The organism is Mesorhizobium sp. M7A.F.Ca.CA.001.08.2.1 (assembly GCF_003998455.1).
Lineage (GTDB): Bacteria > Pseudomonadota > Alphaproteobacteria > Rhizobiales > Rhizobiaceae > Mesorhizobium > Mesorhizobium ciceri.
Map to the genome: position 1 here is coordinate 1 of NZ_RZPW01000127.1, position 10,641 is coordinate 10,641.

11 protein-coding genes are annotated in these 10,641 nt (G+C 64.6%); 10 read left to right on the top strand and 1 reads right to left on the bottom strand.

The genetic code is table 11. The features are described from left to right. The 4 genes from EN914_RS10450 to EN914_RS10465 form a co-directional block, all read left to right on the top strand. A partial coding sequence (locus EN914_RS10450; RefSeq protein ID WP_164778704.1) for an SDR family oxidoreductase occupies positions 1 to 530 on the top strand: 530 nt, incomplete at its 5' end. A 10-nt stretch (positions 531 to 540) separates the two neighbouring features. After that, the gene (locus tag EN914_RS10455) at positions 541 to 1,488 is read left to right on the top strand and encodes a 3-hydroxyacyl-CoA dehydrogenase (protein WP_024502464.1); all 948 of its coding nucleotides are present in this window, start codon (positions 541 to 543) and stop codon (positions 1,486 to 1,488) included. Further along, complete coding sequence (locus EN914_RS10460; protein ID WP_013533047.1) at positions 1,485 to 2,447, top strand: 3-keto-5-aminohexanoate cleavage protein; 963 nt, start codon at positions 1,485 to 1,487, stop codon at positions 2,445 to 2,447. Before EN914_RS10455 ends, EN914_RS10460 begins: the two co-directional genes overlap by 4 nt. 46 nt (positions 2,448 to 2,493) lie before the next feature. Beyond that, positions 2,494 to 3,372, top strand: a complete 879-nt coding sequence (locus EN914_RS10465) for an SMP-30/gluconolactonase/LRE family protein (RefSeq protein WP_024502465.1) — start codon at positions 2,494 to 2,496, stop codon at positions 3,370 to 3,372. A 130-nt stretch (positions 3,373 to 3,502) separates the two neighbouring features. Here EN914_RS10465 and EN914_RS10470 read toward each other — a convergent pair whose 3' ends face one another. After that, the gene (locus tag EN914_RS10470; protein ID WP_081714232.1) at positions 3,503 to 4,264 is read right to left on the bottom strand and encodes a GntR family transcriptional regulator; all 762 of its coding nucleotides are present in this window, start codon (positions 4,262 to 4,264) and stop codon (positions 3,503 to 3,505) included. A gap of 149 nt (positions 4,265 to 4,413) precedes the next feature. Here EN914_RS10470 and EN914_RS10475 point away from each other — a divergent pair, with 149 nt between their 5' ends. The 6 genes from EN914_RS10475 to EN914_RS10500 all read left to right on the top strand — a co-directional run. After that, a complete protein-coding gene (locus EN914_RS10475) occupies positions 4,414 to 5,661 on the top strand; it encodes an enolase C-terminal domain-like protein (RefSeq protein ID WP_024502466.1) in 1,248 nt (415 codons plus the stop codon). A 62-nt stretch (positions 5,662 to 5,723) separates the two neighbouring features. Then, on the top strand, positions 5,724 to 6,800 hold the full coding sequence (locus tag EN914_RS10480; RefSeq protein WP_024502467.1) for an ABC transporter substrate-binding protein: 1,077 nt from the start codon (positions 5,724 to 5,726) through the stop codon (positions 6,798 to 6,800). Between the two features lie 16 nt (positions 6,801 to 6,816). Then, positions 6,817 to 8,304, top strand: a complete 1,488-nt coding sequence (locus EN914_RS10485; RefSeq protein WP_050580440.1) for a sugar ABC transporter ATP-binding protein — start codon at positions 6,817 to 6,819, stop codon at positions 8,302 to 8,304. 97 nt (positions 8,305 to 8,401) lie between these two features. Continuing rightward, positions 8,402 to 9,271 (top strand): ABC transporter permease, encoded by an 870-nt coding sequence (locus tag EN914_RS10490; RefSeq protein ID WP_407067777.1) that lies wholly within the window; start codon positions 8,402 to 8,404, stop codon positions 9,269 to 9,271. Next, entirely contained in the window at positions 9,268 to 10,206 is a 939-nt protein-coding gene (locus EN914_RS10495; RefSeq protein ID WP_024502470.1) for an ABC transporter permease, read from the top strand. The genes EN914_RS10490 and EN914_RS10495 overlap by 4 nt, the downstream gene beginning before the upstream one ends. Further along, the coding region (locus EN914_RS10500; RefSeq protein ID WP_164778705.1) for a cyclase family protein at positions 10,203 to 10,641 on the top strand (439 nt) is incomplete at its 3' end. The genes EN914_RS10495 and EN914_RS10500, both read left to right, overlap by 4 nt.

The following is a 10,641-nucleotide window of genomic DNA, read 5'->3' on the forward strand; positions in this document are numbered from 1 at the left end:
ATGCGTTGATCAACAATGCCGGCATTGCCGGGCCGACCGGCGGTGTCGACGAGATCGATCCGGCCGATTGGCGGCGCTGTATCGACATCTGCCTGACCGGCCAATTCCTGTGCGCCCGTCGCGCCGTGCCGCTGATCAAGGCGGCGGGCGGCGGCTCGATCGTCTCGATGTCGTCGGCCGCCGGCCGCCATGGCTACGCCTTCCGCACACCCTATTCGGCGGCCAAGTTCGGTGTCATCGGTTTCACGCAAAGCTTGGCCAAAGAGCTCGGGCCGCACGCCATCAGGGTCAACGCCATCCTGCCCGGCATCATCGAGGGCCCCCGCATCGAAGGTGTTATCTCGGCGCGCGCCAAGCAGGTCGGTATCAGCCACGAGGAGATGACCGGACGCTATCTGCAGAACATCTCGCTGCGCCGCATGACCAGCCCTTATGATGTCGCGTCGATGGTCGCCTTCCTGCTCTCCGATGCGGGGATCAACATTTCCGGCCAATCGCTCGGCGTCGACGGCAACGTCGAAACACTTTGAGGAACAAACCATGGCCAATGTCGCGATCGTCGGAAGCGGGTTCATCGGGCGGGCCTGGGCGATCAGCTTCGCCCGCGCCGGCCATGACGTGCGGATGTGGGACCAGTCGCCCACTGCCACAGGTGGAGCCCGCGACTACATTGCCGGCGTGCTCGGCGATCTCGCCGCGAACGATCTTCTGCGGGGACAGCAAGCCGGTGAGGTTCTTGACCGTATCTCCGTTGTCGCCGAGCTTGAAGAGGCGTTGGCAGGTGCCGTGCATATCCAGGAGAACACGCCCGAGAATCTCGAGGTGAAGCGCAAGGTGTTCTCCTTGATCGACACGCTTGCCGATCCGCAAACAGTCATCGCCAGTTCCACCTCGGCGCTGTTGCCGTCGAAATTCACCGACCATCTGCAAGGGCGGCAGCGCTGCCTGGTCGTGCATCCGATCAACCCGCCCTATCTCATTCCGGCGGCCGAAATCGTGCCGGCGCCGTGGACCTCGGCCGAGACGGTCGAGAGAACCCGCGCCTTCCTCGTCGACGCCGGCCACGCGCCACTGGACATGCAGCACGAGCTTGACGGCTTCATCATGAATCGCCTGCAAGGCGCATTGCTTGAGGAAGCTTTCCGGCTTGTCGCCGATGGCTACGCCAGTGTCGAGGATGTCGACATCGGCATCCGCGACGGGCTGGCGCTGCGCTGGTCGTTCATGGGGCCGTTCGAGACCATCGATCTCAATGCACCCGGCGGCGTGCGCGACTATGTCGAGCGCTATCAGGGCATCTATTCCAACATCTTTCCCCAGACGCAGCGGCGCGTCGACTGGGCCGGCAAGGTCATCGACACGGTCGAGGCTGATCGCCGCAAGCGACTGCCACAGCAAAGCCTAGGCGACCGGCAGGTGTGGCGTGACCGCCGGCTCATGGCGCTCGCCGCCCACAAGAGAAAATCGGATCAGGAGTTTGGAGAATGACGCAAACCAGTCGCAAGCCGGGACCTGCACGGACCAGGGGCAAGGTCATCATCACCTGCGCGGTGACGGGCGCCATCCACACGCCGACCATGTCGCCCTATCTGCCGATCACGCCCGACCAGATCGCTTCGGAGGCGATCGCGGCGGCGGAAGCCGGTGCCGCGATCCTGCATCTGCATGCCCGCGATCCGGAAACCGGCAAGCCCGACCAGACGCCGGAGGCCTTCGCCCGCTTCCTGCCGCGCGTCAAGCAAGGCACCAACGCCGCCATCAACATCACCACCGGTGGCAGCCCCTACATGAAGGTCGAGGAGCGCGTGCGCCCGGCCGCCCAGTTCAAGCCGGAAGTCGCCTCGCTCAACATGGGCTCGATCAATTTCGGGCTCTATCACCTGGCCGACAAATACGAGACCTTCAAGTTCGATTGGGAAAAGCCGCATCTGGAAGCGACGCGCGACCTCGTCTTCCGCAACTCATTCAAGGACATCGAGTACATTCTGGCGACCTGCTACGACAACGGCACGCGCTTCGAGTTCGAGTGCTACGACATCGCCCATCTGTACAACCTTTCCCACTTCGCCGACCGTGGGCTGGTGAAGCCGCCTTTCTTCGTGCAGTCGGTGTTCGGGCTGCTCGGCGGCATCGGCACGCATCCAGAAGACGTTGCCCATATGAAGCGCACTGCCGACCGGCTGTTCGGCGACCAGTTCCGGTGGTCGGTACTGGGCGCCGGCGCCAGCCAACTGCGCATCGCCGCGCAATCGGCGGCCCTTGGCGGCAACATCCGCGTCGGGCTGGAGGACAGTCTGTGGGCGGGCAAGGGCAAGCTTGCCAAGTCGAACGCCGAGCAGGTCTTGCTGGCCCGCAAGATCATCGAAGGACTCGGCATGGAGGTGGCGACGCCCGACGAGGCACGCGAAATCCTGTCATTGAAAGGCGGGGACAAGGTCGCTTTCTGAGGCGGCCCGAGCAATCGCCGCGAGACGCAAAACGGAGGAGGACGGCATGAAGATCGAAGTCGTGGTGGACGTGAAGACCACACTGGGCGAAGGACCGCTGTGGGACGTCGAACAGGAACGACTCTACTGGATCGACAGCTTCGACGGGCGCGTGTTTCGGGCGACCGCCGACGGGCGCGAGATCCGGTCATGGGACGTGCCGATGAAGATCGGCTCAATGGCGCTGCGCAAGGACGGCGGCGGCGCTGTCGTCTCGCTGCAGCGCGGCTTCCATCTGCTCGATTTCGCCACCGGCGAGGTGACGCTGATCCACGATCCCGAGCCGGACAAGCCGATGAACCGGCTCAACGACGGCAAGGTCGACCGGCGCGGCCGTTTCTTCGCCGGCTCCATGGATACGATGGAAGAGGGGCCGTCCGGCGGTCTCTACAGGCTCGATCCGGATTTTTCCGTCACCCGGATCGATTCCGGCATCATCTGCTCCAACGGTCCATGCTGGAGCCCCGACGACCGCACCTTCTATTTCGCCGATACCTGGACCGGCGAGATATGGGCCTACGACTACGATATCGCCACCGGTGCCGCCACCAACAGGCGTACCTTCGTGCGCGTCGACACCAGCCGAGGCGGTGCGGCGGACGGCTCGACCGTCGACGCCGAGGGCTATCTCTGGAATGCGCTGGTCTATGACGGAAGGCTGGTGCGCTACGCGCCCGATGGCAGCATCGATCGCATCATCGACATGCCGGTCAAGAAGATCACCAGCGTCATGTTCGGCGGACCGAAGCTCGACACCCTCTACGTCACCTCGATGGCCAAGCCGCCGCTGCCGCGTTTTCCCGGCGACGGCGTTTTGCGCGGCAGCCTGTTCGCCATCACGGGCCTTGGCATCAAAGGCGTTGCGGAACCGCGCTTCGGCGGCTGACGCCAGGCAAGCGAAGCGCCCGTAGCATACGCGGATCAGGCCTTGGCGCGCAGGAATCCCTCATTAAGAATGTGGCAGCACGTCCGTGGCGTCTGCTCTTCACCCAATGGCACAATGAGCGGTCGACGGATCATTGGCCAAAGAGGTCCGGGCGGGCCACGTTGAGCCGTTGAACCGTGCGAAGCACTTCGCGCAAATGCGCCGCCATACGCGCGCCTGCCTGCTTTGCCTCGCCGGTCTCCACGGCCTCGAAGATCGCCACATGCTGAGCGAGCAGCGTTTCGAGGTGGCCGGGCTCTGGCAGGCTCAGATAGCGCACACGGTCCATCTGCAGCTTGACCACCTGGATCACCCGCCAGCTCTTGGGCAGGCCGGCCTCTTCGCAAAGGCTGCGATGGAAGCCCTCGTCGAGCTCGAGAAAAAGCTCGCGGTCGCCCTCGGCCACTGCCTTGGCCTGCTGGGCAAGGTTCACCCTGCCTGCCGCGATGAAGGCGCTCGAACCGTGGCCGGCCAGCTTCTGCACGACGGAGACTTCGAGTGCCTCGCGAATGAACTGCGCTTCCTCGACGTCACTTAGGCGGATCGGCGCGACGAAGCTGCCGCGTTGCGGCAGGATGTCGATCAGCCCTTCATCGGCAAGCCGGATCAGCGCCTCGCGCACCGGTGTACGGCTGACACCGAGCTGCTGGGCAAGGTCCTGTTCGCTGAGCGCCTCCGACGGCAACATCGCCAGCGTCGTGATGGCGCGGCGCAGGCGCTCGTAGATCTGCGGCGAGATCGGCATGCGATTGTTGACCGGCTCCAGCACCCGCGAGGGTTCGCGCTGACCGGCGTTCTTCGGCCTGGCAGCACTGCCTAAAAATCTGGTCGCCCCCGAAAGCTTGGTCCCCATGACGAATCCGTTGCTGTGAATGGCGCTGCACTGCTCCGGTCATGACACTGCGCACGTCCCAACTCAAGCGGCAAGCAGGATTGAAGCTCTGTTGACATACTACCATGGTAGTGTGTATGACGCCAGAAGGCTAGGGGAGAGGAGCCGGTATGAAGATCACGGACATCAAGGCGACCACCATCACCGTTCCGCTGGAAGCAGCCTTGCGGCACAGCAACGGTACGCATTGGGGACGCTTTGTCCGGACCGTGGTCGAGGTCGAGACCGATGAGGGCATTGTTGGGCTCGGCGAGATGGGCGGCGGTGGTGCCGGAGCGGAACTCGCCTTCGCCGGCCTGAAATCTTACCTGGTCGGCCATGACCCTTTCGATCTCAACCGCATGCGCTACGCCATCTGCAATCCGACGGCGTCGCTCTACAACAACCGCACGCAGCTCCACGCAGCGCTGGAATTCGCCTGTCTCGACATCATCGGCAAGAAGCTCGGCGTGCCGGTTTACCAATTGCTTGGCGGGCGCGTACGCGACCGGATCGGCTTCGCCTCCTATCTGTTCTTCCGTTATGCCGACCGCCGCAGCGGCAGGGGCGAGGTCCGCACCATCGATCAATTGCTCAAGCATGCCCGCGCGCTCAAGGCCGAACATGGTTTTCACGCCCACAAGCTCAAGGCCGGCGTGTTTCACCCCGACTATGAGCTGGAGTGTTTCAGGGCGCTCGCCGCCGAATTTCCTGCCGATACGCTGCGCTATGATCCGAACGCGGCGCTGTCGGTCGAAGAGGCGCTGCGTTTCGGCCAGGCCATCTCCGATCTCAGGAACGACTACTTCGAGGATCCGACCTGGGGCCTTGCCGGCATGCGCCGCTTGCGCGAGAAGCTCTCCATCCCGCTGGCCACCAACACCATCGTCATCGATTTCGAACAGCTCGCCACCAATGTGCGCGACCCTGCGGTTGACGTGATCCTGCTCGACACCACTTTCTGGGGCGGCATCCGCGCCTGCGTGCGCGCGGCGCAGATCTGCGACACGTTCGGCCTCGGCATTGCCGTGCATTCCTCTGGCGAACTCGGCATCCAGCTCGCCACCATGCTGCATCTTGGCGCTGTGCTGCCCAACCTCGTCTTCACCGCCGACGCGCATTACCACCACCTTGCCGACGACATCATCGTCGGCGGCAAGATGCGCTATGAGAATGGTGCGATCGCGGTGCCGGAGGCACCGGGCCTCGGTGTCGAGCTCGATCGCGACAAACTCGCAACCTATGCCGAGCTCTATCGCTCGCTGGGCGGCTACGCCTACGACCGCGATCCTGGCCGTCCGGGCTGGTATCCGCTGCTGCCCAACACCAGTTTCGCCGACCATTTGAACGATGCCGTGCCCGATCTCGGGCTGGGCTGACATTTTTCGTTCGAAAGGATCGGCGGGAGGACGCTATGACTTTCAACCGGAGGAGAACAACAATGAGCAGGACCACAGCCTTATTCGTTGCAGCCATGCTCGGCTGCACCAGCTTTGCAGCGCTGGACGCGCGCGCCGATGACGGCGTCGCCAAGGGCGACACTTCGGCCAAGAAGATCGCCTTCAGCAATTCCTACGCCGGCAATTCCTTCCGCCAGGTGATGATAAAGAGCTTCGAGGAAATGGGCGCCAAGGCCGTGGCCGACAAGCAGGTCGCCGCAACAGCCGTCGTCAGCTCGAACAATTCGGTGACCGAACAGGCCAGCCAGATCGAGAACCTGATCCTGCAGGGCTACGACGCGATCATCGTCCTTGCCGGCTCCGACACCGCACTCAACGGCGCCATCAAGGATGCCTGCAATGCCGGTATCACGGTCGTTGCCTTCGCCAGCGGCGTCACCGAGCCTTGCGCCTATGTCGTCGACTACAACCTTGACTCCTATGCCAAGGCAGAACTGGATTTCATCTCCAGCAAGCTCGGCGACAAACCGGCCAACATCTTCGAGATCCGCGGTATGGCCGGCGACGGTTTCGACAAGCGCCTGCATGAGGGCGTCGAGAAGGCGATGAAGGCGCACGCCAGCTACAAGGCTGTCGGCGAGGTCTATGGCCAGTGGACGGCGACCGTCGCGCAAAAGGAAGTGTCGGGCATCCTGCCGTCGCTGCCTCAGGTCGATGCGGTGCTGACGCAGGGCGGCGACGGCTATGGCGCGGCGCAGGCATTCAAGGCCGCCAACCGGCCGCTGCCGATCATCATCATGGGCAACCGCCAGGACGAATTGGCGCTGTGGAAGCAGGAGCATGACGCCAGCGGCTACGAAACCTTCTCGCTGGGTGCCACGCCCAGCGTCTCCCAGGTCGCGTTCTGGGTCGCGCAGCAGATTCTGGCCGGCAAGCAGGTGCCGAAATTCGTCGAGGTGCCGCTCTTGCAGATCAATCAGCCTGACCTTGACGCCTGGCTGAAGACGGTTCCCGCAGGCGGCGTCGTCAATGCTGAATATCCGCAAGAGCTGGTGGCCAGGATCATCGACGCCAACGCTAAGAAAGAGCCTCTGCCGGGCGTTCCCGCGCCGAAATGAGCAGCATGGCCGAATGATGAACGATCCCACGTCGTCCAAAAAGGACGCAGCAGAGACAGGCGATGCCGACAGCGCCCTTATCGAGGTGCGCGATGTCCGCAAGCACTATGATGCCGTGCATGCCCTGGGCGGCGTGGATTTTCATCTCAAACCCGGTGAGGTCGTTGGCCTCGTCGGCCACAATGGCGCTGGCAAGTCGACGCTGATGAACGTGCTTGCCGGCACCGTCGAGCGCAGCGGTGGCAGCTTTCGCCTCGGCGGGTGTGAGATCGGTGCCTGGAGTGCGGCCAGCGCCCAGCAGGCCGGGCTGCGCTGCATCTTCCAGGAACTGTCGCTCTGCGCCAATTTGACGTCGGCGGAAAACACCCGCATCGTGCACAGGTCCTTGCGTGGGTTGGGCTGGCGGCGGCGCGCGCGCCAGGTGATCGGTCCGGTGCTGGACGAGATCTTCCCTGGCCACGGCATCGATCTCGACAGGAAGGTGGCCGACCTGCCGATCGGCGAGCGACAGATGGTCGAGATCGCCCGCGCCTTCACGCAAACCGGCATCAAATTGCGCGCCGTCATCCTCGATGAGCCGACCTCGGCGCTCGGCCACGAGGCGACGGAACAATTGCTTGCTCATATCCGCCGCGCGGCAGGACGCGGTATCGCCTGCATCCTGATCACCCATCGCCTGAACGAGATCCTCGCCGTCTGCGACCGCACCGTCGTCATGGTCGACGGCAAGGTCGTCGCCGAGCGGGCGACTGCAGGCCTGTCACGCGCCGCGCTTGTCGAACTGATGGGCAGCATCGAGCGGCCACGCGACCGCTCCGCCGGCAAGGCGGCCTCAGTGCAAGCTCCAGTGATCCGGCATGCGGGTCGCGACGCCGCTGATCTGACCATCGAAGTCGGCAAGGGCGAGATCATCGGTTTCGCCGGGCTCGACGGCCACGGCCAGCGCGAGCGGCTGCGCGCGATGTTTTATGCCGCGCGCCGGCAGCGCGAGGCCTTGCCGGGTGCCTATGTCGCCGGCGACCGCGGCTCGGAGGGCGTGTTCTCGCTATGGTCCATCGCCGACAATCTGACCATCCGCAGCCTGAATGCGCTGACCCGGGGCGGCATGATTTCAAGCGCTGCCGCCCGCAAGCTGGCCGAGACCTGGTCGGACCGGCTCAAGGTCAAAGCGCCTTCGATCGACACGCCGATCCTGTCGCTGTCCGGCGGCAACCAGCAGAAGGTGCTGTTCGCCCGCGCGCTGGCGTCGGATGCGCAAGTGATCTTCCTCGACGATCCGATGCGCGGCGTCGATGTCGGCACCAAGCAGGAGGTCTACCGGCTGATCCGCGCCGAGGCGGAGAACGGACGCTCCTTCGTCTGGTACACGACCGAGCTTGAAGAGCTGACCAATTGCGAGCGTATCTATGTCTTCCGCGAGGGACGCGCCGCGACCAGGCTGGAAGGCGACGCCATCGAGACCGGCCGCATCCTGCAGGCATCGTTCGGAGGCGAGCATGTCTGACGCCGTAGCCCGTGCTCCCGCCCGATCGTCCTCCAAGGCGCGCCCGGCCTTGCTCAATGCCTTGCAGGTCGGCCTGCCGGCGATCGCGCTGCTGGTCATGCTCGCCATCATCTTCAGCATTCGCCCGGCGGCGATGAGCTATTTCGGCTTCCACCTTCTGTTCAAGCTCTCGGTGCCGCTGGTGTTCGCCGCGCTGGCACAGATGATGGTGATCATGCTGGGCGACATCGACCTGTCGAACGGCGCCTTTGTCGGGCTGATCACCTGCGTCACGGCGCTCTATCTCGGGGATGCACCTGCGCTCGCGCTGTTGTGCTATCTGGTCCTGATCGCCGCCTATGCCGGCTTCGGCCTGCTTATCCATTCGCGGCAACTGCCGTCGATCATCGTGACGCTGGGCATGTCCTTCATCTGGCTCGGCATCGCCGTGATCCTGCTGCCGGCGCCGGGTGGCTCGGCGCCGGCATGGCTGGCTTCCTTCATGAGTTGGCAGCCGCCTTTGATGCCGCTGTCGATCTGGCTGGCGGCACTGGCGGCGCTCGCCGGCCATCTCGTCATCTCGCGCTCCTCCTATGGCGTGGTGTTGCGCGGCGCCGGCGGCAATCCGCGCGCCGTCGAGCGCGCCGGCTGGTCCGTTATCGGCATCCGCGTCGCTGTCTATGCCGCCGCCGGCCTGCTCGCCTGTCTGGCCGGGCTGACGCTGACCGGCCTCACCACTTCGGGCGACGCCAATGTCGCGCCGGCCTATACGCTGCTCGGCGTCGGCGCGGTGATCCTCGGCGGCGGCGCCTTCACCGGCGGCGTCGTCTCGCCGGTCGGCACAGTGATCGGTGCGCTGACGCTGTCGCTCGCGGGCTCGCTTCTGTCCTTCCTGCAGGTGCCGCCGACATGGCAGATCGGTGCCCAGGGCGTCATCCTGTTTCTCGTGCTGGCCGGGCGCGTGCTTTTGTCGGAGCGGGCGCGATGACCCGAAGATTGAGCCTCGCCCCGTGGACCTACGGCTTCATCGTGGCGCTCGCAATGTGGGTGGGGACATCAGCCTATTCCGGTATAGGCAGTGCCGGCGCCACGCTGTCGGGCGCGCTCGCCTTCGGTGCCTTCAGCGTTGTGGTGGGAACCGGGCAGATGTTCGTGGTCGCCTCCGGGCCGGGCAATATCGACCTGTCCGTGCCATCCGTGCTGACGCTGGGCGCCTATGTGTCGATGACGGTCATGCAAGGGTCCGACGGCATGCTGTTGCCTGGCCTGCTTGCAGCACTTGCCGTCGGCGCCGTTGCCGGGGCCGCGAACTTCCTTGCCATCGTCGCGCTCAGGCTGCCGCCGATCATCGCCACGCTCGCCTGGAGCTTCGTCTTCCAGTCGCTTGCCTTCAATCTCGGCGGCCAGGCGACGCTCAAGCCACCGGCAGGCCTTTCCCGGTTCACCTCGATGAGCCTTGGCGGCGTTCAATTCATGCCGATCGCGGTGATGGTGCTGACGCTGGTCGCCATGGTCGTCCTCAAACGCACGGTCTGGGGCCGGCAATTGCTGGCCACCGGCCAGAGCGAACCGGCGGCGCGGCTTGCCGGCATCAACGTCGCACGGGTGCGGTTGATTGCCTATATGCTGTGCGGCACGGCGGCGGCGCTCGCCGGCTTCCTGCTTGCCGGCTTCAGCGGCGGGGCAGCACTCAACATGGGTGACGCCTATCTGATGGAATCGATCGCCGTGGTGGTGCTTGGCGGCACCAGCGTCGCCGGTGGACAGGCCAACGCGGTCGGCATATGGGGGGCAGCGTTGTTCTTCAACCTGATGTCCACCATGCTCAACACCTTTGGCATCCAGGCAGGCGTGCGCTTCCTTTTGACCGGTGTGCTGATCATCCTGATCGTCGCTCTCGTGCCGAGGCCGCGCGTCAGATGACATCCGCCACTGACACGCTCGCCGGGCTGTTCGAAACAAAGGCGGTTTCCTTCGTCGACCTGACGCATCCGATGAAGCCGGGCATGCCGGTGTGGCCGACGCACCCGCATTTCTGCCAGGAGATGGTGGAATCCTATGATCGCGGCGACGTCGCCTGCAACCACGCGTTGGCCATGAGCGAGCACACCGGCACGCATTTCGACGCGCCGGTCCATTTCGTCCGCGGCGGCGTTGCCATCTCGGACATTCCGGTCGAGCGCTTCTTCGGCCGCATGGTGACGATCGACGCGCGTGGCTGTCAGCCCGGGCAGGCGGTCGAGCCGGATTCTATCTTTGCTTTCGAGGCCGAACATGGCCTTATACGGCAGGGTGACGCCGTGTTCTTCCATTTCGGCTGGGACCGGCACTGGGACGATCCGGCTGTGTTTCTCGCCG

What these genes read in the sequence shown, in the direction of transcription:
- EN914_RS10455 (WP_024502464.1), top strand. Translation starts at nt 541, where the DNA reads ATGGCCAATGTCGCGATCGTCGGAAGCGGGTTCATCGGGCGGGCCTGG.
- EN914_RS10460 (WP_013533047.1), top strand. Translation starts at nt 1,485, where the DNA reads ATGACGCAAACCAGTCGCAAGCCGGGACCTGCACGGACCAGGGGCAAG.
- EN914_RS10465 (WP_024502465.1), top strand. Translation starts at nt 2,494, where the DNA reads ATGAAGATCGAAGTCGTGGTGGACGTGAAGACCACACTGGGCGAAGGA.
- EN914_RS10470 (WP_081714232.1), bottom strand. Translation starts at nt 4,264, where the DNA reads ATGGGGACCAAGCTTTCGGGGGCGACCAGATTTTTAGGCAGTGCTGCC.
- EN914_RS10475 (WP_024502466.1), top strand. Translation starts at nt 4,414, where the DNA reads ATGAAGATCACGGACATCAAGGCGACCACCATCACCGTTCCGCTGGAA.
- EN914_RS10480 (WP_024502467.1), top strand. Translation starts at nt 5,724, where the DNA reads ATGAGCAGGACCACAGCCTTATTCGTTGCAGCCATGCTCGGCTGCACC.
- EN914_RS10485 (WP_050580440.1), top strand. Translation starts at nt 6,817, where the DNA reads ATGAACGATCCCACGTCGTCCAAAAAGGACGCAGCAGAGACAGGCGAT.
- EN914_RS10490 (WP_407067777.1), top strand. Translation starts at nt 8,402, where the DNA reads ATGCTCGCCATCATCTTCAGCATTCGCCCGGCGGCGATGAGCTATTTC.
- EN914_RS10495 (WP_024502470.1), top strand. Translation starts at nt 9,268, where the DNA reads ATGACCCGAAGATTGAGCCTCGCCCCGTGGACCTACGGCTTCATCGTG.